General features: G+C 37.8%; 21 protein-coding genes and 1 tRNA gene. 14 read left to right on the forward strand and 8 right to left on the reverse strand.

Translation table 11 applies throughout. The features are described from left to right. Nucleotides 1-92: 92 nt before the first annotated feature. Entirely contained in the window at nt 93-2,582 is a 2,490-nt protein-coding gene (locus tag IEX65_RS09095; RefSeq protein WP_188765732.1) for a hypothetical protein, read from the reverse strand. Then, nucleotides 2,539-3,552, reverse strand: coding sequence for a hypothetical protein (locus IEX65_RS09100; RefSeq protein ID WP_188765733.1), 1,014 nt, complete (start codon nt 3,550-3,552; stop codon nt 2,539-2,541). The genes IEX65_RS09095 and IEX65_RS09100 overlap by 44 nt, the downstream gene beginning before the upstream one ends. 212 nt (nt 3,553-3,764) lie before the next feature. On the opposite strand from IEX65_RS09100, the gene IEX65_RS09105 reads away from it, so the two are divergent. From IEX65_RS09105 to nusG, 7 genes are all read left to right on the forward strand, one after another. Next, the gene (locus IEX65_RS09105; protein WP_188765734.1) at nt 3,765-4,268 is read left to right on the forward strand and encodes a hypothetical protein; all 504 of its coding nucleotides are present in this window, start codon (nt 3,765-3,767) and stop codon (nt 4,266-4,268) included. 40 nt (nt 4,269-4,308) lie between these two features. Next, on the forward strand, nt 4,309-5,523 hold the full coding sequence (locus IEX65_RS09110) for an S-adenosylmethionine:tRNA ribosyltransferase-isomerase (protein ID WP_188765735.1): 1,215 nt from the start codon (nt 4,309-4,311) through the stop codon (nt 5,521-5,523). Nucleotides 5,524-5,658: 135 nt separating this feature from the next. After that, entirely contained in the window at nt 5,659-6,318 is a 660-nt protein-coding gene (locus tag IEX65_RS09115; protein WP_188765736.1) for an outer membrane beta-barrel protein, read from the forward strand. Between the two features lie 253 nt (nt 6,319-6,571). Further along, nucleotides 6,572-7,894 (forward strand): tyrosine--tRNA ligase, encoded by a 1,323-nt coding sequence (gene tyrS, locus IEX65_RS09120; RefSeq protein ID WP_188765737.1) that lies wholly within the window; start codon nt 6,572-6,574, stop codon nt 7,892-7,894. 203 nt (nt 7,895-8,097) lie between these two features. Next, nucleotides 8,098-8,168, forward strand: a tRNA-Trp gene (locus IEX65_RS09125). A 22-nt stretch (nt 8,169-8,190) separates the two neighbouring features. After that, nucleotides 8,191-8,373 carry a preprotein translocase subunit SecE gene (secE, locus tag IEX65_RS09130; protein ID WP_188765738.1) on the forward strand — a complete coding sequence of 61 codons (183 nt, stop codon included), beginning with the start codon at nt 8,191-8,193 and terminating at the stop codon, nt 8,371-8,373. A 23-nt stretch (nt 8,374-8,396) separates the two neighbouring features. Then, on the forward strand, nt 8,397-8,954 hold the full coding sequence (gene nusG, locus IEX65_RS09135) for a transcription termination/antitermination protein NusG (protein ID WP_188765739.1): 558 nt from the start codon (nt 8,397-8,399) through the stop codon (nt 8,952-8,954). A gap of 48 nt (nt 8,955-9,002) precedes the next feature. On the opposite strand, the gene IEX65_RS09140 is transcribed toward nusG, so the two are convergent. Continuing rightward, complete coding sequence (locus IEX65_RS09140; RefSeq protein WP_188765740.1) at nt 9,003-9,701, reverse strand: GNAT family N-acetyltransferase; 699 nt, start codon at nt 9,699-9,701, stop codon at nt 9,003-9,005. Next, nucleotides 9,701-10,621, reverse strand: coding sequence for a glycosyltransferase family 2 protein (locus tag IEX65_RS09145; protein ID WP_188765741.1), 921 nt, complete (start codon nt 10,619-10,621; stop codon nt 9,701-9,703). Before IEX65_RS09145 ends, IEX65_RS09140 begins: the two co-directional genes overlap by 1 nt. Nucleotides 10,622-10,736: 115 nt before the next feature. Between IEX65_RS09145 and IEX65_RS09150 the strand changes: the two genes are divergently transcribed. After that, nucleotides 10,737-11,525, forward strand: a complete 789-nt coding sequence (locus IEX65_RS09150; protein ID WP_188765742.1) for an SDR family oxidoreductase — start codon at nt 10,737-10,739, stop codon at nt 11,523-11,525. Between the two features lie 100 nt (nt 11,526-11,625). Here IEX65_RS09150 and IEX65_RS09155 read toward each other — a convergent pair whose 3' ends face one another. Then, on the reverse strand, nt 11,626-12,156 hold the full coding sequence (locus IEX65_RS09155; RefSeq protein ID WP_188765743.1) for a YceI family protein: 531 nt from the start codon (nt 12,154-12,156) through the stop codon (nt 11,626-11,628). 169 nt (nt 12,157-12,325) lie between these two features. Beyond that, nucleotides 12,326-13,375, reverse strand: a complete 1,050-nt coding sequence (locus IEX65_RS09160) for a quinone-dependent dihydroorotate dehydrogenase (RefSeq protein WP_188765744.1) — start codon at nt 13,373-13,375, stop codon at nt 12,326-12,328. Between the two features lie 509 nt (nt 13,376-13,884). On the opposite strand from IEX65_RS09160, the gene IEX65_RS09165 reads away from it, so the two are divergent. The 5 genes from IEX65_RS09165 (at nt 13,885) to IEX65_RS09185 (ending at nt 21,129) form a co-directional block, all read left to right on the forward strand. After that, nucleotides 13,885-14,496 carry a TetR/AcrR family transcriptional regulator gene (locus IEX65_RS09165; RefSeq protein ID WP_188765745.1) on the forward strand — a complete coding sequence of 204 codons (612 nt, stop codon included), beginning with the start codon at nt 13,885-13,887 and terminating at the stop codon, nt 14,494-14,496. A gap of 64 nt (nt 14,497-14,560) precedes the next feature. Then, on the forward strand, nt 14,561-15,922 hold the full coding sequence (locus IEX65_RS09170) for a TolC family protein (RefSeq protein ID WP_188765746.1): 1,362 nt from the start codon (nt 14,561-14,563) through the stop codon (nt 15,920-15,922). Nucleotides 15,923-15,982: 60 nt separating this feature from the next. Further along, nucleotides 15,983-17,113: an efflux RND transporter periplasmic adaptor subunit gene (locus tag IEX65_RS09175; protein WP_188765747.1), complete on the forward strand. Its 1,131-nt coding sequence runs from the start codon at nt 15,983-15,985 to the stop codon at nt 17,111-17,113. 82 nt (nt 17,114-17,195) lie between these two features. Further along, complete coding sequence (locus IEX65_RS09180; RefSeq protein ID WP_229250587.1) at nt 17,196-20,627, forward strand: efflux RND transporter permease subunit; 3,432 nt, start codon at nt 17,196-17,198, stop codon at nt 20,625-20,627. A 106-nt stretch (nt 20,628-20,733) separates the two neighbouring features. Next, nucleotides 20,734-21,129, forward strand: coding sequence for a hypothetical protein (locus tag IEX65_RS09185; protein ID WP_188765748.1), 396 nt, complete (start codon nt 20,734-20,736; stop codon nt 21,127-21,129). A gap of 103 nt (nt 21,130-21,232) precedes the next feature. On the opposite strand, the gene IEX65_RS09190 is transcribed toward IEX65_RS09185, so the two are convergent. After that, nucleotides 21,233-21,466, reverse strand: a complete 234-nt coding sequence (locus IEX65_RS09190) for a hypothetical protein (RefSeq protein WP_188765749.1) — start codon at nt 21,464-21,466, stop codon at nt 21,233-21,235. 107 nt (nt 21,467-21,573) lie between these two features. Between IEX65_RS09190 and IEX65_RS09195 the strand changes: the two genes are divergently transcribed. Continuing rightward, nucleotides 21,574-22,713, forward strand: a complete 1,140-nt coding sequence (locus tag IEX65_RS09195; protein ID WP_188765750.1) for an endo-1,4-beta-xylanase — start codon at nt 21,574-21,576, stop codon at nt 22,711-22,713. Nucleotides 22,714-22,728: 15 nt separating this feature from the next. Here IEX65_RS09195 and IEX65_RS09200 read toward each other — a convergent pair whose 3' ends face one another. Beyond that, complete coding sequence (locus IEX65_RS09200; protein ID WP_188765751.1) at nt 22,729-23,853, reverse strand: DUF4249 domain-containing protein; 1,125 nt, start codon at nt 23,851-23,853, stop codon at nt 22,729-22,731. Between the last annotated feature and the right edge of the window lie 273 nt (nt 23,854-24,126).

Consider the following 24,126-nt stretch of genomic DNA (forward strand, 5'->3'; position numbering starts at 1 on the left):
TGTTTTACTTTAGAAAAGCTGTGGCACACTTCAAAAGTGTGCCACAGCTACTTTAAAAATCTCTGTTCCCTGAGCGAAGTCGAAGGGAAGGGTTATTTTCCTGCTAAATAATCTTTATAAGTGCTACATTCTTCAATCAATTGGTCTTCGTAGGCGGTGCTACCGAATTTGGTTTTTAAGAGATTGAAGTAAGTAGAATATTTATCTTTTTTCAAATTAACCAAAATTTGCTTGTTTTCGGCTTCTTTTTTCTTCATTTCATCTTCTGGGAGCAAGTATATGCCATCATTGAGTTTTGAAGCAATGGTATTGTATTTAATTTGCTGACAAGCTGCCGCCAAATAACAAGCCTTAGCGGCGAGTTCGGGTTTAGGAGCGGTTTGCATGGCCTTATCGAAATAAAAGAGCGTTTTTTCGTAAGAATAATAATCATCTTGCTCATTGATGGCATCCATGCTACTCCAACCACGACGTAGCAAAACCCAGCTATTGCCATAATAACTCATGTTGTAGCTGCCACAACCCAAAAGCATCCAGCTTTCGTAATCGCTCGGGTTTTGCTTTACTTTCTCGGCCAAAGCGGCCATTCGAGTGGCAAACGAAAGAGGAGTTACTCTCTGTTTGGCATTAGCATCTCCTTGCCCGTTTAAACTAAACGGATTTACATCTAAATATGTTTGAAAAGGCTCAGCTTGCCAATTTTTTGGCGAGATGTGTTTCCAAGCCTCAGCTGCTTGTGCGTATTGATGCTCAGACAAAGCCCTACGACCCAAAACCATATAAAGATAGTCGTTGTCAAATCCAGCTAATTTTTGCAAACGTTTATCGAAATCATTGGTAGAATTTTTTGAGAAATAATCAATCACATAAGCAATGGTTTTTGATGAAGTCGAATCTTCGATTTTGTATTGGTCTGTATTGCTCATAAACGAAGCCGTTCCGCCGTATTCGGTTTGTTTAGCTTGCTGATACGAAGCCAGAACCTTCATAATAAAAGCTTTAGCTTGATTTTCGGGCGAAGCATCAGACGAAGAACCACCTTTTTCTGCGGCATCTTTTTTACCGAAACATCCCGAAAACCAACCGAGTGATTTTGTGCTTTTGGTTTCAGAAAGTGTCGTTTTTTCTCCCAAATTTTCGGAAAATTCATCGTTTACAGGTAAACCTTCATATTTAGCGGCTAAAATTTTGCAGGCAGCATTAAAATTATTGGCCGTTCGGAATTTATCGGAGCGAGCAAATCTTTCGAGCAATGGCATGACAGTTGCCTCCATTTTGGGCGTTACTTCGGGTGTTTCATAGATAGCCAGCATCATCTCTTGCATTGCAATTTGGTCTTTCAAACTTTGATTTTCAGTCGGAATCGCCTTAGCTTTTTGTAATAATTCGTTGGCTTTCTTGAAGTCTTTGCCAATGAATGTCAGATACGAAGCGGCGGTGTACCAAAAAGGTGAATTTTTCAAACCATCACTTTCTGCGGCATCCAGATTAAAGGCCAATAATTGCTCGAAATAATTTTTTGCATTGCTTTTCCACTCGACTTTTTTCAAGGAATCTACCGCCCAAAAACCGTATTGAATAGTCTCTTGATTATTGAAAAAATAATACTCGTTTTTATTAATTTCACGAGCCATCACAAACTCCAAAAGAGGATTTTTTGTGTCTAAACTTTTGATTTTCTCAAGAAAAGGTAATCCATCTTGTAGCGGTAAAACAGCCGTTGCGGCATACAAATTAGCCTTTTCGGTGTCGTTTTTGCAGAGTTTTACGGCATCTTCGCTAAACTTTGAAGCGTATCGTAAACTCAAATAAGCTGCCGATTGGCGAGTAGGAGCGTTGACCAGAAGTTGAGAAAAAAGATAATAAGCATTTGTCGAATCGCCAGCGTGCATGTACGCACCTGCCATGCGAGAAGCTGCCCAATCGCTGATAAATGTTTTGGTTTTTAGGGGTTTTACCAGCTTTTCGTATAAATCAATGCTTTTCTTTGGGTTGTCAGCCATATCAGCCACTTTTACGGCTTGATAGGCTAATCTTTCTTTCAAAAAGACATCATTTGTCTGAGCAAATTGAGACTGAATTTTACTTTGCAAACCCTCATAATCAATCGCTTTCTCGACTTTGGTTGTGTCTTCTTCGGCATAAGGGGCATCAAAAGCCGTATCAATTGCTTCAATTTCTTTGGCTAAAACTAAATACTCAATGGCTTCGGTTTTCCCTTTTCTTTGCAAAGCATTGCTGAGCGCATTTCCGCCATTTTCTCCATAAGCTGGATATAATTCGACCGAAACTTCTTTTTCCGAAACACCCGCATACTCGGCCCATGCCTTTACATTGGCTTGTTGAGCTGGGTCAGCAGTGTTCACTTCGTCTGACCAATAATTATCGCCGTAGGTAAATTGAGTAGTGAAGTTGTAAGGTCGAAATTTTGCCTCATTGGCTGCACTTTCGGGCGAGAAAAAACTCTTAAACTCATCATAGTCAAACGGCATGGGGCCGCAGGCAATCAAGAATAAAATAATGAACGATTTTGTTCGATTACTCAAACGAAGCATAGATTTCAGCGAGTTTTTCATTGCCATAAAAAGTGATATTCTGTTGGTCCAAATGATACAAAGCAAAGGTAAGTTTTTGACTTGATATTTTTTCATGCAAGGTCTTTGAGCCTTTAATAATTTCTTCGGCATTTACTTCCTCGACCCGAATCATATCGCCTTTTCTCAACGAAATTCCAAACGCCGAAGTATCGGCCAAAACAGTAAATTTATTGTCGTTTTTTTCTAAGAATTTCTTCTTACTAAGTGCTTGATTATCAATGTTATTGATGACAGTCAAGAAAACATTATTGCGGTAAATAATTGCCCATCTAAAAATCGGCATGACCAAATCAAGTGGGAGCGGGTATTTATCGAGGGTAGCCAAATATTGAGAAGCCGCATCGAGGTCATAAATCGAATTCCGAATTTGTGGCTTTTTCCAGTTCGACATATTATAAAACATCAACATTCCACGCTCCACGGGCGGAATGCCCGTTTTATGAGCAAATTTTATCTGATGCAGCCTAATAGTGGCCGAAAGGTGTTTTTCGGGAAAAAGTTTTTTGAATGCTCTGAGTAAATAGAAATAACGTTCACGGGTCGAAATCGTCCAATCGCAATCAAACTGGATTTCTTCAAAATTTTTGTTTTTCAGTACAGTTCGGAGGTGTTTGTTGATAAACGAAATCGTTGTATCTAATTGCTGGTCAGTGGTTTGCTTTAAAACATTGTTCGTAATAAAAACCGTCGGAATAATGGCGAGATTGCTCGGAATTTCCTCTTCAAACCTAATCGAAGCCTTCAGAATCGCTCGCCTTTTTGTGAAATCCCAATCCATATCAAAAGCCTTGAAATAGAGTTTTTTTATTTTGCACGAATCAAGCGTTTGGCGTTCGACTTCGCTGAGTCTGAAAGTTGACTTCCAATAATAAATTCCTCTTGAAACATCTTTGGGAGTAGTTTCTTTTTGGCAGGAAAGACAAAAAACAAAAGCAAAAAATAAGAAAAAACGCATGACTTGGGTTTCGGAATGAGTTTGTAAAGATACAACAAATTAGTTTTTTCAATAAAAATCAAATTCTCTCGAATCTCTGCCCTAACTTTGCACCCGAAAACAATCGCCCAAAACAGGCGGTTTTCAGTAAAATACCTTAGTAGTTAATAACGGATAAGTGATGAAATTGTGATTTTAACTCATAATTCATAACTCAGAACTCAAAACTCTTCATGTCAATATCAAACGTATTCTTTAATTTTTGGCGTAAAGCCTCGATGCCACTTTTGGTGGTGGCTCTTATGTTATGTTATTTCACAATGCCCGATAATGCCGCCATTCACCACGATGAAAAAGGCAATCCTGATGGCTTTATTGATAAGCAAAACTTCTTTTATATTACATTCGGAGTCATCATTGCTTTCAATTTTCTCTTGAATTTACTCAAAGCTCAAGTATTAAAAATTGATTTTGCGAAAGTAAATCCACTGAGTATATGGGCCAAAAACCGTGAAAAACTTAGCTCGTTGATTGAAGGCTGGTTCAATGCTTTTGTGGCAATCACCAATACATTCTTGGCGTTTGTGCTAATCGGTTTACGCCGAATCAACGGAACCGAAGGCCAAAAGCTTGATTTCGATTATAACTGGCTTTTGATTGCTGGCTTTGCCTTGTTGATTATCTTGATTTTCTTCTTGCCACTCAGATTGCTTTTCTCAAACCCAAGCGAAGATTAATTGTAGGACAGGTTTCCAACTTGTCAATCGTTGAAGAAAAATGATTGAAATAGACTTAAAAGAATACAACTACGAGCTTCCCGATGAGCGAATCGCACGTTTTCCCGTAGAACCTCGTGATTCGTCTAAGTTGTTGTTATATAAGGGTTTACAGATTTTGGAAGATGTTTTTTATAACGTAAAAAATCATCTTCCTGAAAACACTTTCTTGGTTTTCAACAATACCAAAGTAATACCCGCTCGCTTGTTTTTTCAGAAAGCCAATGGCGTAGTTATCGAAGTTTTTTTGTTGAATCCCGTTGAGCCATCAAATGTAGTTTCGCAAGTAATGGAAACTACCGAAACTTGCACGTGGGCCTGCATGATTGGCAATAAGAAGCGTTTCAAGGAAAAAATAGTAGGAACATATAATATAGAGGTAGGGGAGCATCGCCGCATACGTCCAGAAAATGTAGAATTGACAGCAGAATTAGTCGATTCTGAAAAAAATTACGTAAAATTTTCGTGGAATAATTCAGATTTAACTTTTGCCGAAATTGTTAGGTATTTCGGACAAATCCCGTTACCGCCTTATCTCAAAAGAGAAACCGAACAAAAAGATTACGACACCTACCAAACCGTCTATTCAAAAAATGATGGAGCAGTAGCCGCACCAACCGCAGGGCTTCATTTTACCGAACAAGTTTTTGCCGATTTAGCCCAAAAAGGTATCAAGCACGACTTCGTTACGCTGCACGTAGGAGCGGGAACTTTTCAGCCCATAAAAGTCCAAAACGTAGTCGAACACAAGATGCACTGCGAGCAAATAGTTTTCGATAAATCGTTTATTATCAATTTGTTAGAAAATGTTTCGTTCGTGATTCCTGTCGGCACAACCTCCATGCGTTCGCTCGAAAGTTTGTATTGGTTTGGCGTAAAATTGCTGTCGGGAAAGCAAGAGTTCTTTATCGAAAAACTTTCACCCTACAATCAAACTGAAAGCTTCACGGCTGAAAAATCGCTGAAAGCAGTCATTGATTATATGACCGAAAATAACCTTTCACAACTCGTTGGCGAAACCGAAATTTTCATTTTTCCGAGTTATGAATTCAAAATTTGTAAAGGAATTATCACTAATTTTCATCAACCAGATTCTACATTAATCTTACTCGTAGCGGCATTGGTAGGCGAAAATTGGAAGAAAATTTATGAATATGCCCTCGAAAATAATTTTCGTTTTCTAAGTTATGGTGATTCTTCGCTTTTGATTCCGTAATTTTGCGACTCAAATTTCGTTATCAACTGTGGAGCGAACTTCCAGTTCGCATATTTATTTCTCATAAATGGTGAACATGTAGGTCACTAAAACCAAAAAGCGACAGGTTGAAAACCTGTCCTACAAAACATTTCAATGAAAAAAGCATTAACCACTATTTTAGTTTTTGTAAGCATTCTTAGTTTTGCACAAGTGCGTCCAGCTACGCAATACGGTTTCAAACTTGGTATCAGCGATTCTAAAACTGCCATCATTAATAACCGTACTAATATTACTCCTAAGCTAAAAAATAATATTAATGCAGGAGTGTTTTATCGTTGGAATCTGAAAAAAATTAGCATTCAACCCGAAGCATATTTTCAGGCAAAAGGAGGAAGTTTTAAAGCAACAACCAATTTTGCTGAAACAGGAAATACCATTCTTCGTAATGACTACCAATACCTTACGGGCTCGTTGGTTTTGGGGTATGAAGTTGCCAAAAATATACATTTAGTAGTTGGCCCTGAATATGGCTATGCACTCAATGCTGGTACAAAGCGTGGTCCTTATGCTCAGACTGATTTTAGTATAGCTGGTGGTGTGCGTATAGATATGCTTGATGCGGCTCATTTGTTTAGTCTCAACATCAGATATGTACACGGTCTGACAAATACAACTAACAAAACCTACACCCTCGAAGATAAATCGGTTATTCCGCTTAACTTCCAAAACCGTACATTACAGGTATCGGCGAGTTTCAATTTCAGCGATTACTACCGTTGGGCAAAAAAAGACAAAACCAAAAAGAAAAAATAAGGCAGGTATTTTTTTCAAATACAAATAATTGCTTTAATTTTGCCATATGAAAAAACAAGTGTCATATAGTGTATTGTATTATTGTTTCGGATAAAATCCGCATCAAGCAAGATAACTATGTACATTTTTGATATATAATTAATCCTCTTGGTGCAAGCTAAGAGGATTTTTTTATAGTTCTCCTCGTCCCTAAAGAGGAGAAAATTACGTAACTTTTTTTAGCTCCCCTTTAGGGGCGGGGGGGTGATATACTATGAATTTCATCGAAGAATTACGTTGGAGAGGAATGTTGCAAGATGCCATGCCAGGCACCGAAGAACAACTCAATAAAGAAATGACGGCTGGGTACATCGGTTTCGACCCAACCGCAAAATCATTGCATATCGGTAATTTGGCAACCATTATGTTGCTCAAACACTTCCAATTGGCAGGCCATAAACCTTACGCCCTCGTGGGTGGAGCAACAGGTATGGTAGGAGACCCTTCTGGAAAATCGGCTGAGCGTCAGTTTTTATCAGAAGAAGTGTTGAAGGCTAACCAAGATGGCATCAGAAACCAGCTGGTAAAGTTTTTGGACTTTGATTGTGGTGCAAATTCGGCCGAAATGGTTAATAACTACGATTGGTTCAAAGAAATCGGTTTCTTAGAGTTTTTGCGTGAAGTAGGTAAATACTTGACTGTAAACTACATGATGTCGAAAGATTCGGTAAAAAATCGTCTGACAACGGGTATTTCATTCACCGAGTTTTCTTATCAATTATTACAAGGCTACGATTTCTACTGGTTATACAAAAACAAAAATGTTCGCCTACAAATGGGTGGCTCTGACCAGTGGGGAAATATCACAACAGGTACAGAATTGATTCGTAGAAAAGAAGCGGCAATAGTTGGCGATGTTGAAGATGAAAATGTAACACACAAAGCATTTGCTCTTACTACACCATTGATGACAAAAGCCGATGGACAGAAAATGGGTAAAACAGCAGGTGGCGAAACCATCTGGCTCGATGCAAATCTAACTTCACCTTACCAGTTTTATCAATTTTGGTTAGGCCAAGACGATAGAGACGTACCGAAATTATTGAGAGTATTCACTCTATTCTCGAAAGAAGAAATCGAATCAATCGAAGCCCAACACGCTGAAGCACCACATTTGCGAATTGCCCAAAAAGCATTGGCAAAAGACGTAACTTCTCGTGTACACGGCGAAGAACAATATGAATTAGCCGTAAAAGCCTCAGAGGTTTTATTTGGAAAAGGAACCCTCGAAACCCTCCAAAGTTTAGATGAAGCCACTTTTACGAGTGTATTTGATGGTGTTCCAACGACCGAAATCTCGCAAGAGGCATGGGCTGGCTGTGCAAGTGTATTAGATTTGATTTCGGTTACGACAAATAACGAAGTTTACGCATCAAAAGGTGAAGCACGCCGTGCCATGCAAGGGAACGCCGTAAGCATCAATAAAGTAAAAATCACCGATGAAAAACTGCCAGTTGCTGAATTACAACTCTTACAAGGAAAATATTTATTGGTAGGTAAAGGCAAGAAAAACCATATTGTGAAAATAGTAGAATAAATTGAGAATTAGGAATTGAGAATTAAGAATTGCAAGTTTTACTGTAAAGGATTAATAATCAGTAATTTGCAAAGAATAATTTTCAATTCTCAATTCTTAATTCTTAATTCTCGAATATTTTTTGGCATAATTTTGGTATTTCTAATTTGCAAAGAAAAAAAATACACTTATCTTTGCAGTCCCAAACAAAAAGGGAAACATACACGGGCATGGTGCAATGGTAGCATACGGGTCTCCAAAACCTTTGATCTGAGTTCGAATCTTAGTGCCCGTGCAATTTTATTAATAAAGAAATTATGCAAGAATTTTTTAAGAACTCTTGGGAAGAAGTAACCAAAGAGGTAACATGGCCCAAATGGAGTGAACTACAATCAAGTGCAACGCTTGTATTAGTAGCATCATTAATTTTTGCTTTAGTAGTAGGTGTTATCGATTTTTTAATCGAAAACGGTCTGCGTTTATTCTACCAGTCAATCTAAGTTTCCTATAAATTTCCTATACAATGAGCGAAATCAATTGGTACGTTGTGCGGGCAGTTTCGGGACAGGAGAAGAAAATTAAAACCTACATCGAAAACGAAGCAATTCGACGCAAGTTGGATGAATTAATACCAACGATATTAATTCCAACCGAGAAAATCACAGAGGTTCGTAATGGCAAAAAGCGTGTTCGTGAAAAGAGCTACTTTCCAGGATATATCCTTGTAAATGCCGACCTCAATAATGGTGAAGTGCTTCACTTAATTAAGAGTATGCCAGGTGTAATTGGTTTCTTGGGTCGTAATAATGGTACATCCATGACACCAGAACCTTTACGTCAATCTGAAATCAATCGTATTTTAGGTGTGCAAGAAGAGGTCATTATCGGTGATAATATTTCTCCAACACTCACATTTGTGAAAGGCGAAAACGTAAAAGTAATCGATGGTCCATTCAGCGGTTTCGATGGTGCGGTTGAAGAGGTGAACGAAGATAAGAAGAAACTCAGCGTAAGCGTCAAAATCTTCGGACGTAGTACACCTGTGGAGTTGGGATATATGCAAGTTGAAAAATTGCAATAGTCAATCAAAGAATATTGAAGAAAGCCTTTCTGAAAAGAAAGGCTTTTTTTATGCCCAGAAATGATAAATGTTTTGGACTGATTTTTCAGTAAAGCCACATCTTTCATAAAACCTACAAGCTTGAATATTATCAAGTTGAGTTGGTACATCGAGCGTTATGATATTTTCAGCTTTACAATATTGCACGCAAGCATCAATCAACGACATTCCTACGCCTTTTCCCTGCAAAGTTTCATCTACGGCAATTAGCCCGATATTAGCCGACTGTTCCTTAACTCCTAAGGTTACCATCCCTTTTATTTGCTGCTTATCTTCATAAACAAATACTTTTTTAGCAATCTGATAGCTTACTGATTTGTCAATCCATTCTCGATATAAACGTTGAAAGTTTTCAATGCCTAAACCCTTGTCTAATCTGAAACGTGAATGATTACCACTCAAATAAGCCAAGTCATATAACAAGTTGCTGTCGGGGTTATCAAACTCTTTGATTTCGACAGTAGATTTGGTTCGTAAGCCTTCTATTTGAGCAGTATAAGTGATTTTTCTATCAACTAATTTTCCATTAAATCTTGTGAGAATGTTGCTCGGAATATCAGTGTTTTTATCGCCAAAAACATAAATTAAATCATACTGTTGTTTAAAAGCCTTTTCAAGTTCTTTAACTAAGCCAATACAATCATCTGCCACATCAATTCTTCCAATTTTCTTGCCGAAAAAATTACTATCCCATGTTAGTTCTATCATCAGAAATTAAGTTTTTGGTCTATAATGTGAGCAGGGCGTCCTTTTACTTGCTCAAAAGTTTTACCTAAGTAAATACCAATGATGCCGAGAATAAATATGATTAATCCTGAAAAGAAAGTAATGGAAATAATTATACTCGCAAATCCTAATTGTTTGATTTGGTCAGTGAAGTAAAGATAAAGATATCCGACTCCTAAAAGGATAGCTATGAGCGACATTATCAGACCCAAACGTACTGTGAGTCTTAGAGGTTTATCAGAAAACGAAATGATATTATTGAATGCCAGTTCGATAAGTTTAGACCACGAGTATGAAGATTTTCCTGAAGCTCGTTCGTCGTGTTTTACGGGTAAATACGCTTTTCGGAAGCCTACCCACTGGGTCATGGTAGGAAAGAATCTGATGCGGTCACCTAAGCCAACCACGGCATCAACAACTTTACGGTGATAAATTCCGAAATTGGCTACACTGCTATCTTGCACAGTATCAGTTAGATAACTGAAAACCTTATAAAATAATTTTGAAGAAAGTTTCTTAAAAAAACCGTCTTGGCGGACTTGGCGTTGGGCAAAAACTAACTCGTAGCCTTCTTTTGCCTTAGCCAGTAGGTGAGGAATTTCGTCAGGTCGGTCTTGAAGGTCACAGTCCATTACTACTACCCACTCACCTTTTGAAGTAGCCAAACCTGCTGTGATAGCTGCATGTTGACCAAAATTGCGGCTAAGTTTTACGCCTTTTACTGCCTTATCTCGCTCACATACTCGCAAAATTGCTTCCCAAGATTTGTCGGGGCTTCCATCTTCTACTAATATGATTTCATAAGAATCAGTTATTGGTTTGACAGCTTGATGGATTTCTGCAACTAATTGTTCAACAATTTCTTCAGCTCTGTAAACGGGCGAAATAATAGATAAGTACATTGAAAGTTTTTTTATTGCAATATTCGCTACTTACAATTAGAGTGCCAAATGATTTACCTATGATTTTAAAATATATTAATAAAACCGTAACTTTGGTCACAAATAAAACAAAGCTATGAATCTAGACTTAACAGGAAAAACTGCCTTCGTATGCGGCAGCACACAAGGAATTGGAAAAGCCACAGCCATTGAATTGGCTCTTTTGGGTGCGAGTATCACGCTTGTCGCTCGAAATGAAGAAAAACTAAAAGCCGTCTTAGACGAATTACCCCGCAAAAAAGGTCAGAAACATCGCTATCTGTTGATTGACTTCTCCAAAACAAACCAAATTAAATCCCGCATCGAACGTCATTTGAAGAAGTATCCCGAAGCACATATTTTGGTCAATAATACAGGGGGACCAGTTGGAGGGGCAGTACTTGAAGCCAGTACTGAATTGTTTACACAAACTTTTAATGAACACGTAGTATCGGCTCAGGTTATGACCCAAGCGATTGCTCCACTAATGATAAAGACTGGTTTTGGTCGAATTATTAATATTACTTCGGTCGGAATGAAGCAACCAATAGTTGGTTTGGGAGTGTCAAATACAATACGTGGTGCGATGGGAAATTGGGCGAAATCGATGGCTAATGAGTTGGGAAAGTTTGGTATTACGACCAATAATGTTTTGCCGGGTTATACTACAACTGCTCGTTTGCAGAAAGTAAACGAAATGCGAGCTGCTTCTACGAATAAATCTGTGGCAGAAGTAGAGCAAGAGTTAATCAAAGACATTCCGATTGGTCGATTCACTTCTCCGCAAGAAACCGCTGCCGTAGTGGCATTTTTATGTTCGCCTGCGGCTGCTTCGGTTAATGGAGTAAGCATTCCAGTTGATGGTGGAAAAACGAGTAGTTTATAAGTAAGTCCACGGCTTTCGGACGATAGATTAAAGTATTCGTAATAAAAAATGCTCTTTGAAATTAATCAAAGAGCATTTTGCGTTTATCACCTTAAAAAAATTAAGCTTGTTTAGCTACCTGAATGTTGAAAGCTAATCTTACTTCGTCACTCACAACTACACCACCAGCTTCTGTAACTGCACCCCAAGTAAGACCAAAATCTTGACGATTGATTTTACCCGAAATATCGAAACCAGCTTTTGTATTTCCGTAGAAATCGCCCATGATTCCACCAAATTCCGCTTTCAAAGTTACTTGTTTTGTTGTTCCTTTGATTGTCAAATCGCCAGTTACTGTATATGTGTCGTCATCAACTTTTTCCATTGAAGTAGAAGCAAAAGTCAATTTCGGGAAGTTTTCTACATCAAAGAAATCTCCTGATTTCAAGTGACCATCTCTTTGCTCTTGTCCAGTCGAGATGCTGTCAATGTCAGCAGAGAAACTTACTTTTGAACCTGCAAAATCTTCTTCGTTTGCTGTTTCTACACTTCCTTCATAAGTTCCGAAAGTACCAGTTACTGTCGAAATCATTAAGTGTTTTACTTTGAAGTGTACTTCTGAGTGCGTTGGGTCAATAATCCAAGTTGCCATTGTTTTGTAATGTTTAAATTTTATGAATATTTTTAATAATGTTTTTACATTGTATGTATATACATATAATACAACTAAGACTAATAAAAAGTTTCACAGAAATAAAAAAAGTGTTATTCTTTTTTCAGAATAACACTTTTATGTAGCCAAGTGTTTGATTATCAGTTGATTATTTCTTTGGAGTTTCTTTCAAAATTCCTTCACAAATTTCCTTAACGATACTTGGGCCTTCGTAGATAAAACCCGAATATACTTGTACGAGTGATGCTCCCGCATTGAGTTTATCAATGGCATCTTGGGCGTTGTAGATTCCGCCCACACCAATAATAGGGAATGCGTTGTTTGATTTTTCGGATAAATATCTGATTACTTCGGTTGAGCGGTCGGTGAGGGGTTTTCCGCTTAATCCACCTGCTCCGATTTCGGTAACTGTCTCTTTATCAGATACTAAGCCTTCTCGGCTGATGGTTGTGTTGGTGGCAATTACGCCCGCTGTGCGAGTTTCTTTAACAATTTCGATGACATCATCGAGTTGTTCGTTTGTCAAATCGGGAGCAATTTTCAAGAGAATTGGCTTTGGTTTTGACTTTCGGCCGTTGTCTCTTTCCAAAACTTTCAAAATATATTTGAGTGGCTCTTTTTCTTGTAAATCTCTCAGCCCTGGAGTATTTGGCGAACTCACGTTTACTACAAAATAATCAACGTAGGGGTAGAGGTCATTGAAGGCTTTAAGGTAATCATAAACAGCATCATCATTTTCGGTGACTTTGTTTTTGCCAATATTTCCGCCGATAATCACTTTTGATTTGCGTTTACGCAGATTATTTGCCGCTTCTATTGAGCCTTCGTTATTGAAACCCATTCGGTTGATGAGTGCTTCGTCTGGTTTTAGTCTGAAAAGGCGAGGCTTTTCATTGCCCGCTTGAGGCTTTGGCGTAACTGTTCCGATTTCTATAAACCCAAAACCAAGATTTGAGAGTTGGTCAGTCCAAACGCCATTTTTATCGAAACCTGCTGCCAGTCCTACAGGGTTTTTGAATCGTAAACCAAAAACTTTTCTTTCGAGGCGAGCGTCTTTTTTCTCAAAAATCAATCTCAAAATACTGGGCATGAGCGGAATCGCACAAGCAGTTTTGAGGGCATTCATCACAACGTAGTGAATTTTCTCAGCATCGTAACGAGTGAGGTATGGGAATACAAAACTTTTGTAGAAACTCATTTAGGCTTTAAAAATTTAGGTTTTATGTAAGTGTTTTTTGTAAATTATTTGATACTCTTTTTGTGATTTTGAATAGCACCAAAACCAAATCTTGAATTTTATATAAGACTTTTTGAGTATTAAAATTATACAGCAAAGCAGAACGAATAGATAGGTTTACAAAAGTACGATTTATCCACAAAATTTCCTCAAAAATCGCTTATAACATTTTGGTGATGAAATGACGAATTTGAAAAGTACAATTTTTTATTAACTTGATTCAATTAGTTATACAGCTAATTTATGCTTAAATATAAGTTCATCCTCGTATTTTTAAGGTTTATACCTATATTTTATTGCTTCATCATCTTTGTTTTCGATATGTAAGCTTGATTTTTAAAATTTGTATGGTTAAAGAGGAGTTCTAAAAAAAATTATAAAAACTTTGAACCTTTTAAAAGTTTCCTGAGTTTCTTAGAGTATAAAAACAATTTATTACAATGAAACTGGGTCATTTTTAAGAGCAAATAATGGAAGTAAGAGAGCGTATATTAAAAACTGCCGAAGAACTTTTTATGAAGTTTGGGATTCGTAGTGTGACAATGGACGAGATTGCTTCTGAACTCGGGATTTCGAAGAAGACAATTTACATGCACTTTGAGGATAAAGATGCAATCGTACATGAAGTTGCTACATTCAGAATGAGTTGTGAGCAGGATATTTCCGAACAGATTTGGAAAGAAGCCGAAAACCCGATTCATGAAGTAGTCAAAGAAATTGAGATGCTCAAAACCCACGTTGCGGCTCTAAATCCAGTAGTTATTTATGATTTGAAAAAATATTATCCGAAAACATGGGCGGTTTTTCAACAACATAAACAAACAATTTTTTTGGATATAACCCGACGTAATCTACAAGAAGGCGTGAAACAAGGTCTTTACAGACCCGAAATTAATATTGAAGTCTTATCAAGATTACGCATGGAAGAAATTGATTTTGCTTTCGACCAAAGTGTTTTTCCGAATAATGTCTTTAATCAGTTTGAGATTCATCAAACGTTTATCGACCACTTTCTTAGGGGAGTGCTAACTCCAAAAGGTTTGACCGTTTACGAACAATATATAAATACCGATAATAACTAAACATCCATTTTTAAAAAGAATATCTACAAAACCAAAGTCTTAATTAAAAAACAAATACACAAATATGAAAATAAAATACCTACGGGCGGCGACACTCTGCCGAAGGGCATTTAGCTTACTTTTTCTGATTGTGGGTACGAGTGCGTATAGTCAGCAATCGTTCACACTAAAAGAAGCCGTTCAATATGCTTTAAAAAACCATATTACTGTAAAAAATGCCGAATTAGAAATCTACTCAGCTGAAAACACCATCAAGCAGGTAAAAGCTGCTGGTATGCCGCAAATCAACGGCCAGTTTCAGTACACTGCCAACGTGATTGTTCCGACACAATTGGTTGATGCTAAGAACTTTAACCCACAAGCTGCCGAAGGCGAAGTTGTAAAGTTTAAGTTTGGTGTGCCGTGGGGCGGACAAGCAGGTATAGGTGTGAATCAGTTGATTTTTGATGCTACTTGGTTGGTTGGCTTGAAAGCTGCACCAGTGTATCGTGAATTAGCTAAACGCAGCGTAACAAGCTCGAAAGTGGCAGTTGCCGAAAACGTAATGAAGGCTTATTATTCGGTTTTAGTTGCCGAAGAAAGAAGCAAAATTCTGGGCTTGAATATCAGTCGTTTGGATACGCTTCTTCGTGAAATCAAGATAATGAACGAAAAAGGTTTCGTAGAAAAATTAGACGTTGACCGCCTACAAGTACAACGCAATAATTTGGTTACGGAAACAATCAAAGTACAAAACTTGATTCAGTTATCTTATGGCTTATTGAAATTCCAGATGGGAATTAAGCAACAAGAATCAATTTCGTTGAAAGATAAACTTTCAGAAACCGATGTGAATTTATTGCAATTGCCAGAATATCAAGGAGTTGATTACGGAAACCGTATCGAATACTCAACTTTGATGACGCAACGTAAACTCACAACCCTTGACATCGAACGTATTCAGAAAGGTGCTTTGCCAAAGGTGTTTTTCAGTGGTTCGTTGGGTGCAGGTCATAGTAACCCACGTTTCAATCCTTTCGAGCGTTGGTTTGGTTCTTCGGCTTTGAGTTTGGGCGTTCAGATTCCGATTTATGATAGTGGTCTTCGCAAGATTCAGGTGCAACAACAAAATATCAATTTGACGAAAATCGACCAAAGTGCTTTGTTATTACGTGAATCGTTTGAATTACAGGCAAGCCAAGGAATTATCAGTTTGAAAAATGGTTTGGAAACACTCAAATCGCAAAAAGCAAATATGGAATTGGCTACTGAGGTGGTTCGAGTATCAAAAATCAAATATCAAGCTGGTGCAGGTACAAACATCGAGGTTGTCAATGCAGAATCATCATTGAAAGAAGCACAAACCAATTATTTTGCGGCCTTATATGATTTATTGATTGCAAAAGTAGATTTAGACAAAGCAATGGGTAAACTATTAGCCGAGTAAAAACAATCGGGCGGCGTTCCGCTATCAATTATTAATTATCAATTATTCATTGAATCATTTATGAAAAACACATTATATATTTTATCAGCGGTTATTATTTTAGCTTCTTGCTCTAAAGGAGGCAGAGACAAAGTTTCAGAAAAAAGAGCAGAACTTGCTAAACTTCAAGCCGAAGAAAAAACTCTTGCGGCAAGTATCAAAAAACTTCAAGCCGAACTCGATATTCTTGACCCTAAGAAAGAGGTAGAGAAAGTAATTTCGGTAACTGTTTCGCCGCTTGCAACGCAGACTTTCAAACACTTTGTAGAGATTCAAGGTCGTGTTGATGCTAAAAATAATCTTTTTGTATCGCCACAAATGGGCGGTGCCATCACGAATCTTTATGTGAAAGAAGGTGACTACGTAAAACAAGGCCAAGTAATTGCAACGATTGATAACTCAGTTTTGAAACAATCAATTCAAGAAATTGACGTACAGTTGGGTACAGCAAAGGTTTTCTTTGAAAAACAAAAATCGCTTTGGGACCAAAAAATTGGTACGGAAGTACAATACATTCAAGCAAAAGCGAATGTGGAAGCTCTTGAAAAACGTCTGGCTACGCTCCAAACACAAACCGCAATGACTAAGGTAATTGCTCCATTGAGTGGTTTTGTTGATGAAGTACGTATGAGAGCTGGCGAAATGGCTGCTCCAGGTCTTGGAATTGTGAGAATCGTAAATTCTGATAACTTGAAAGTGATAGCACAAGTGGCTGATACTTACGCAAGTACAATCAAACAAGGCGATGTAGTGACTATTAAATTTCCTGATTTAGGTAAAGAAACAACCGCCAGATTGACATTCGTTGGTCAAACAGTAAATCCTGCTTCAAGAACATTTTCAGTAGAAGCTTCGATTTCGAAAATTGACCCTAAGTTGAAGCCAAACATGACGGCCGTAATGAACATCAACGACCAAGCTAAAGGTAATGCGATTATCATTAACCAAAATTATATTCAGCACACTGAGTTAGGTGATATTGTTTATGTAGCCGTAACCGAAGGTGCAAAGAAAGTAGCACGTAGCCGTAAAGTAACAACGGGTGTAACTTATAATGGAGATATCGAAATTACATCAGGTTTGCAGTCTGGCGATATGCTTATCACGCAAGGCTACCAAGATTTAGTTGATGGACAAGCGGTTAATTACTAAAAGGTTTTGAGAATTGGTTTCTTTTTAATTTCCTCTCCGAAAGGTGAGGGGAAAATATTGGAATCTAAAAACATTACACTAAATGGAAAAAGATAATTTACATGAACAAGATTTACCTCACGGAAGTGGGTCTATCTACAACCTCGTTCGCTGGTTAGGCAATAACCAAACGACGGTCTATATTTTCACGGTCATGATTTTTATGGCAGGTTTAGGAATTTATTTCAACCTTCCAAAAGAGCAGTTTCCTGATATTAAAGTACCACAGATTTACGTTCAAACGATTTATTTCGGAACTACGCCTTCCGATATCGAAAACGTTATCAATAAACCAATTGAGAAACAATTAAAGACGATTTCGGGCGTAAAACGAATTAAATCGAATGCTTTGCAAGACGTTTCTGTGATTTTAGTAGAGTTTAACCCAGACGTAAAAGTTGAGGCGGCTCTTCAAAAAGTGCGTGATGCGGTTGATAAAGCCAAGCGTGATTTACCACAAAAACTTGATAGCGGTCCAACAGCTCAAGATGTAAACTTCTCGGAGTTTCCGATTATGAATATCAACTTGGTTGGAAACTTTCCGCTTGAAAAACTCAAAGGATATGCCGAACAATTACAAGATGAGATTGAGTCTTATCCTGAAATCACAAAAGTTGATATTGTAGGTACTTTGAAGCGTGAGATTCAGATTAACCTCGATTTGTATAAAATGCAAGGTGCAGGTCTGACTTTCTATGATATTCAGAGTGCAGTTCAAGGCGAAAACGTAAATATCTCGGGTGGAGAATTGAACGTTGATAATGTACGTCGCACAATTCGTGTAAAAGGTGAATTTAGTGGTGTTCAGCAAATTCAAGACTTGCAAATTCGTAGCTCGACGGGAGCAACGGTTCGTTTGGGTGATGTAGCTGATGTGCGAGATAGCAATGAAGAACAACAAGATTTTGCTCGTTTAGATGGAAAATCTGCCGTTACACTTAACGTTGTGAAGCGTGCAGGAGCAAACGTAATTGCTGTTTCGGAGCGTATCGAAAAATTACTCGAAAAATATCGTGAAGACCGTTTCCCGCAAGGTTTAGAGGTAAAAGTTACAGCCGATACTTCGGAACGTGTAAAAAGCGATATTGCTGACTTGGTAAATACCGTTGTTTTAGGTTTTATCTTCGTTGTAATTGTTTTGATGTTCTTCATGGGTGTGCGTGATGCCATCTTTGTTGGTCTTTCGGTGCCACTTTCGGCCTTGATTGCCTTCATTCCGCTTTGGTTTTCGGGCTTTACGCTCAATACTATCGTACTTTTTGCCTTCTTACTCGGACTCGGTATTGTGGTGGATGATGCCATTGTGGTTATCGAAAATGCTCACCGTTTGTTCAATAGATTCAAAAATCTTAGTATTAAAGAAGCGGTGGCTTTGGCCGCATCTGAGGTTTTCTTGCCTGTATTGTCAGGAACACTCACAACCATTGCTCCGTTCTTCCCATTGTTATTCTGGCCAGGTATCGTTGGTGAATTTATGAAGTATTTGCCAATAACGTTGATTTACACGCTTTTGGCTTCGTTGATTGTAGCTTACGTAATCAACCCAGTTTTTGCAATTTCATTCATGAAACGCCACGAAGAAGGCGACCACGAGGACACCAGTTTCAAGGCCATTCAACGCCCGATGATTATCATGGCGGTTATTGCGTTGCCTGCCTATTTGATTAATGTTGGTATCGGTAATCTCGTTGTTTTGTGTGCTATCTTGTATGCTTTCAACCATTTTATTCTTACGCCAAAAATCATTTTGCCTTTCCAAGATGGAGCTTTACCACGTTTCAAACAAGCGTATCGTAACCTTATTTCGTGGGTAATTACTGGTTATCGTCCTGTTTATGCAGTTTTAACGATGTTTGGAGTCTTGATTATGACTTTCGTTTTGTTGGGAATCGTAAAGCCAAAAGTTATTTTCTTCCCGAGTGGCGAGCCTGACTATATTTATGTGTATAACGTAATGCCAGTAGGAACTGATGCTCGTGTGACAGATTCAGTGACCAAGGTTATCGAAAGCAAGGTTTTTGCAGTAATTAAGAGAAATAAGGCCGAAGGTGCTATAAACTCAGTAATCTCAAACGTTGGTAAAAACGCAGGTGACCCATTCAATCCTGACCGTTCGGCAACGCCTCAGAAATCGAAAGTGACAGTTGCGTTTGTGAAAAAAGAATTCCGTGGCGAAACTTCTTCGGCCAAACTTTTGGAAGAAATGAGAAAAGAGATTCAGGGAATTCCAGGAAGTGAAATTTCGGTACAAAGAGAAAATAACGGGCCACCAACTGGAAAGCCGATTTCGGTTGAAATTTCGGGAGATGAGTTTGATAAACTCATTGCTATCGAGAAAGAAGTTCGTAAACGTATCATTGCCGAAGGCATTCAAGGTATTGAAGAATTAAAGTCAGATTTGATTACGAATAAACCAGAAATCATTGTTGATGTCGATAAAGTAAAAGCTCAACGTGAAGGTATCAGTACCTCGCAAATTGCTTTGGCAATTCGTACGGCCTTATTTGGTGCAGAAATCTCAAAATATAGAGATGACAAAGACGAATATCCGATTCAATTAAGATTAAAAGCTGATGACCGTAATCAGATTGAGAAACTATTGAGTTTGAATATCACTTATCGTGATATGAATTTGGGCGGTGTTTTACGTCAAGTTCCATTAAATTCGGTAGCAAAAGTAAGTTATTCGACTACTTTTAGCCAAATCAACCGCAAAAACCAACAACGTATCATTACGCTTGGTTCGGAGGTTTTAAATGGCTACAATGCCAACGAAATTGTGGCTGAGATTCAAGAAAAAGTTATTGACAGAATGGAAATTCCGAGCGGCTATATCGTGAAGATGGGTGGTGAGCAAGAAGAACAAGCCGAAACTGGAATATTCTTGGCAGGTGCTTTGGGTGCAGCCGTTTTGTTGATTTACTTGATTTTAGCGACACAGTTCAACTCGGTTATTAAGCCAGTTATTATTTTTGTTACGATTCTACTTTCATTTATTGGGGTATTCTTAGGCTTTATGGCATTCGGAATGACCTTCTCGGTAATTATGTCGGGTGTTGGTATTATTGCATTGGCAGGTATTGTGGTGAAAAACGGTATTTTGCTCATTGAGTTCACCGACGAATTACGCAGTAGGGGATATGGCCTCAAAGAAGCGATTGTAGAAGCAGGAGGTGTGCGTCTAACGCCTGTATTGTTGACCGCATCGGCGGCTATCTTAGGTCTTGTGCCTTTAGCATTTGGTGTGAGTCTCGACTTCGTGACGATGTTCACCGAACTAAATCCACACTTATTCTTTGGTGGTGATAGTGCCGTTTTCTGGGGAATCTTGGCATGGACAATTATTTTTGGTTTGAGTTTCTCGACCATTCTTACATTGGTTATCGTGCCGTGTCTGTACTACATCAATGAGCGTGTACGTGACAAATGGTTCCGCAAGAAAAAAACAGTAGAATTGGTTGAAGAACCAGCTTAATTCTTGCCAACTCGGCTGAGCGAAGTCGAAGGCAGCAACAAAAATCCTCATTCTCGCAAGAGTTTGGGGATTTCTTGTTATTTTGCTCTCGTAAATATTCAGAAAGATGAAATTTCGCCCCTCATACCTTTTGTTCCTGCTTTGCTTTTTCTGCTTTACTTGTTCTGATAACAAGCTAAAAGTCAAGAATAATTCTTCAAAAGAAATTATAGTGTATTATTTTAGAACTGATGAGATTACAGAATATGGGGGAGGAACCAGAATACTACCAAATTTCACCAAAAGTATTCCAGCAATAAACCGAACTAAGTGGGAGGAGGTTTTTGAAGAAAGCCCAGATAAAAAAGTACGTTTTTACATATATGATGCTGATTTAATGGTTGGTAAAACCGCAACAGAGCATCTTGATTGGATAAGAGACACTAAAAACTGTTTAAGTAAACAAAAATTAAGCGTTTCAGAGCTTGAAAGTCTTAATTGGGAAATATCTTATAGTGATTAGTGACAATCAATAATAAATAAGTTAAAACCAAGTCGTGTTACCTGAGCGAAGTCGAAGGCAGCAACAAAAAAAAACATTCTCGCAAGAGTTTGGGGATTTTTGTTTATGATTTCTTCACAATTGTTGGTTTAAAAGAAGCATCTAAATAAAACTTTTCTTCAAAAGTAACTTTAGGTTCTTTACTTTTGAGTATGGCATAGACCATCCAAATGACCATAATATGTAGCACAAGAAACGTGGCCATGATGAATGGATAAGGCATTTCAAAAACAATAAATAAGCAGTAAACTACCAAGAAAAGGGTAGTGATGTAAATAGTAAAAGAGTCTTTTTTCATGATGATACAAGGTTAAGTCTGAAATATGTTTCTAACTATCAGACCTTACTGATTGTTTAATTCTCCATTTTGCTCTATCTTTAAAACCAAAATTCAACCATATACTAATGATTTCTATTAAACGTACAATCCGCTATTCATTTCTAATTTTACTTTCTACTTATTGCTCTGCACAAACCCTCAAAGATGCCTACAAAGATGCTTTCAAGATGGGTGTTGCAGTAAATGATGCCATCGTTTCGGGGCAAGATAAAGCCTCGCAAGATATTGTTGTAAAGCAATTCAATACCATTACCATCGAAAACTCTATGAAGGCCGAACGTATTAATCCTAAGCCTGGGGTTTTTAATTATGGACCTGCCGATGCGTTTGTAGAGTTTGGTAAGAAAAACAACATGTTTATCGTTGGTCATACGCTGGTGTGGCACAACCAAACGCCTGCATGGTTTTTTCAAAATGAAGATGGAAAACCAAAAACAAAAGAAGAGGTAAAAGAGCGTTTGCGTGAACATATCCAGACCATTGCTGGAAGATACGCAGGTAAAGTCAATGCTTGGGATGTGGTGAATGAAGTAATTGATGACGACGGGAATTACCGCCAAACTACATGGGTAAAAGGCATTGGTAGTGGCGATGAGTTAGTGAAATTGGCCTTTAAATATGCCGCCGAATATGCACCAAATACCGAACTCTATTACAATGATTTCAATGCGTGGCGACCAACCAAACGAGACGGAATAGTGAGAATGGTAAAAATGCTTCAAAAAGAAGGTATTAAAATTGATGGTATCGGCATTCAAGGCCACTGGGGGCTAAACTATCCAAAGACAGAATACATTGAGGCTGCCATCGAAGCCTATGCTGCTTTAGGTGTAAAAGTAATGATTACTGAGTTGGATGTCGATGTATTACCATTGACAAAAGAAGGACAAGTAATCGGGCAAGGAATGAGCGAAAAACAGTTTCAGAACGAAGAATTTAAGGAGTTCCTCGACCCGTACAGCAAAGGTTTGCCAGCCGAAGTTCAAACCCAACTGGCCAATCGATACGCCCAGTTATTTGAAATTTTCTACAAAAAACGTGATAAAATAGATAGAGTAACGATGTGGGGAATCCACGACGATATGTCTTGGAAAAACGATTATCCAGTACCAAGAAGAACCAATTATCCATTACTTTGGGATAGAAATAAACAACCAAAACCAGCGTTTGATGCAGTTTTGAATCTACCAAAGAAATTGAAATAATTGCAGAAACGAATACTATTGAAGCCAGCCATCAGGCTTATTAGGAGTGCGTGTTGGGCTTAGCAAACACTTAACTAATGGAGGGCGACCAATTTCGCCAGAAACTGGGGGTTCTTGACTTAAAGTATGGTCTCTGAGACCCACAGTTTTTATTTTTAATTCATTGGGTTCTTTTCTATCTATCCAATACCTTTTGCTCTTTATGCTCTTAACCATAAAAAAACCAGCAACGGGTTCACTGGTATTATTGATATTAGTTATGTTTCCGATAAGTGCAGCGGGTGGGGTATCAACCAAAGTGCCTGTATTTTGAGTTTGGTCAGCTAATAATTTTAAGTATTTGTAGGCCTCGTTTGAGATGGACTGTTGACTAATCTCAATCAAAGCTCCATTGGTAGTATAATAAGGAATTTGGGCTACTAATCTATTTGAAATAGTCTTACCGTTGGATGTAAAATCGTTTAAAACATTCAGTTCCGAACTTCTCAAAATATCCCAACAATCTCCCTCACAATAATAGTCAAAAAATAACCCTTGATATTCATTTTGGGCTCTACAACCAGTATTTGGGTAATATCTGCCTCCTTCACAAGTTATACAAATATCTTGTTTTTCCCAAAGTTGCCAAGTCCATAAATAATTGTTTTTCTCTTCGGCAGGGTCTTTAGTGTCGATGTAAACAAAGTTTGCAGGAATAAATTTTTCTTCTTTCAATATTCCATCTTTGTAAAACACATCATGAATTCTTATTATTTCAGGCACTTCAACAAGCTTTTCAATACCAGATTTATAGCTACTTCCATCGTTTTTCGTGAAAAATAACTGATAGCTGGTGCCTGTTTTTAATTCAAAATTTGTCGGAAGAGCATATATGCCTTCTCCTTTTTCAATAAACTTAACGGTTTCTTTTCCATTGATTAGTAGCTCAACCGAAGCTTTTAAAATAGGTGAATTAAAGGCCGTTCCTTTGGCATTAAACGACTCGGATATGGTGACACGTTGTTCTTTAGCAATGTCGGTGAGTGTGGCATCCACGGTCAATATTCTTAAATCGCTCACAACCCCTAATTCAAAGGGTTCAACACAGGCTGTTACCCACAGTCCGATGGTTATTATGAACCCTATAATTTTAGTTTTCATTTTAGAAGCTTTTGGTACTAATCAATAAACAAATTTAATATTTGATTTTGTATTTTATGTTATTTCATAAATCTTATATAAAGTTAGCGAAATACTTAGCAGAACTTTAAAGTTTTCAAAGAACTATAAAATTTTAGCAAAAATTAATTAAAATTTAATTGCTTGATTATAAGTTGTTTATGTCTATTAATTATCGTGTCATATCTCATAACTCATATTTTTTTTTGTACTTTTCTCATTTCAAACTACTTTTACGTAAAATTCAAAATACAC

The sequence above is a fragment of the Emticicia aquatilis genome (genome assembly GCF_014644295.1).
Lineage (GTDB): Bacteria > Bacteroidota > Bacteroidia > Cytophagales > Spirosomataceae > Emticicia > Emticicia aquatilis.

Excerpts from the sequence above, each read along its gene's own strand:
- IEX65_RS09155 (WP_188765743.1), bottom strand. The coding sequence starts at position 12,156 with ATGGCAACTTGGATTATTGACCCAACGCACTCAGAAGTACACTTCAAA.
- IEX65_RS09190 (WP_188765749.1), bottom strand. The coding sequence starts at position 21,466 with ATGAAAAAAGACTCTTTTACTATTTACATCACTACCCTTTTCTTGGTA.
- IEX65_RS09140 (WP_188765740.1), bottom strand. The coding sequence starts at position 9,701 with ATGATAGAACTAACATGGGATAGTAATTTTTTCGGCAAGAAAATTGGA.
- nusG (WP_188765739.1), top strand. The coding sequence starts at position 8,397 with ATGAGCGAAATCAATTGGTACGTTGTGCGGGCAGTTTCGGGACAGGAG.
- IEX65_RS09105 (WP_188765734.1), top strand. The coding sequence starts at position 3,765 with ATGTCAATATCAAACGTATTCTTTAATTTTTGGCGTAAAGCCTCGATG.
- IEX65_RS09110 (WP_188765735.1), top strand. The coding sequence starts at position 4,309 with ATGATTGAAATAGACTTAAAAGAATACAACTACGAGCTTCCCGATGAG.
- IEX65_RS09115 (WP_188765736.1), top strand. The coding sequence starts at position 5,659 with ATGAAAAAAGCATTAACCACTATTTTAGTTTTTGTAAGCATTCTTAGT.
- IEX65_RS09195 (WP_188765750.1), top strand. The coding sequence starts at position 21,574 with ATGATTTCTATTAAACGTACAATCCGCTATTCATTTCTAATTTTACTT.
- IEX65_RS09170 (WP_188765746.1), top strand. The coding sequence starts at position 14,561 with ATGAAAATAAAATACCTACGGGCGGCGACACTCTGCCGAAGGGCATTT.
- secE (WP_188765738.1), top strand. The coding sequence starts at position 8,191 with ATGCAAGAATTTTTTAAGAACTCTTGGGAAGAAGTAACCAAAGAGGTA.
- IEX65_RS09160 (WP_188765744.1), bottom strand. The coding sequence starts at position 13,375 with ATGAGTTTCTACAAAAGTTTTGTATTCCCATACCTCACTCGTTACGAT.
- IEX65_RS09180 (WP_229250587.1), top strand. The coding sequence starts at position 17,196 with ATGGAAAAAGATAATTTACATGAACAAGATTTACCTCACGGAAGTGGG.
- IEX65_RS09145 (WP_188765741.1), bottom strand. The coding sequence starts at position 10,621 with ATGTACTTATCTATTATTTCGCCCGTTTACAGAGCTGAAGAAATTGTT.
- IEX65_RS09200 (WP_188765751.1), bottom strand. The coding sequence starts at position 23,853 with ATGAAAACTAAAATTATAGGGTTCATAATAACCATCGGACTGTGGGTA.
- tyrS (WP_188765737.1), top strand. The coding sequence starts at position 6,572 with ATGAATTTCATCGAAGAATTACGTTGGAGAGGAATGTTGCAAGATGCC.
- IEX65_RS09100 (WP_188765733.1), bottom strand. The coding sequence starts at position 3,552 with ATGCGTTTTTTCTTATTTTTTGCTTTTGTTTTTTGTCTTTCCTGCCAA.
- IEX65_RS09150 (WP_188765742.1), top strand. The coding sequence starts at position 10,737 with ATGAATCTAGACTTAACAGGAAAAACTGCCTTCGTATGCGGCAGCACA.
- IEX65_RS09095 (WP_188765732.1), bottom strand. The coding sequence starts at position 2,582 with ATGGCAATGAAAAACTCGCTGAAATCTATGCTTCGTTTGAGTAATCGA.
- IEX65_RS09185 (WP_188765748.1), top strand. The coding sequence starts at position 20,734 with ATGAAATTTCGCCCCTCATACCTTTTGTTCCTGCTTTGCTTTTTCTGC.
- IEX65_RS09165 (WP_188765745.1), top strand. The coding sequence starts at position 13,885 with ATGGAAGTAAGAGAGCGTATATTAAAAACTGCCGAAGAACTTTTTATG.
- IEX65_RS09175 (WP_188765747.1), top strand. The coding sequence starts at position 15,983 with ATGAAAAACACATTATATATTTTATCAGCGGTTATTATTTTAGCTTCT.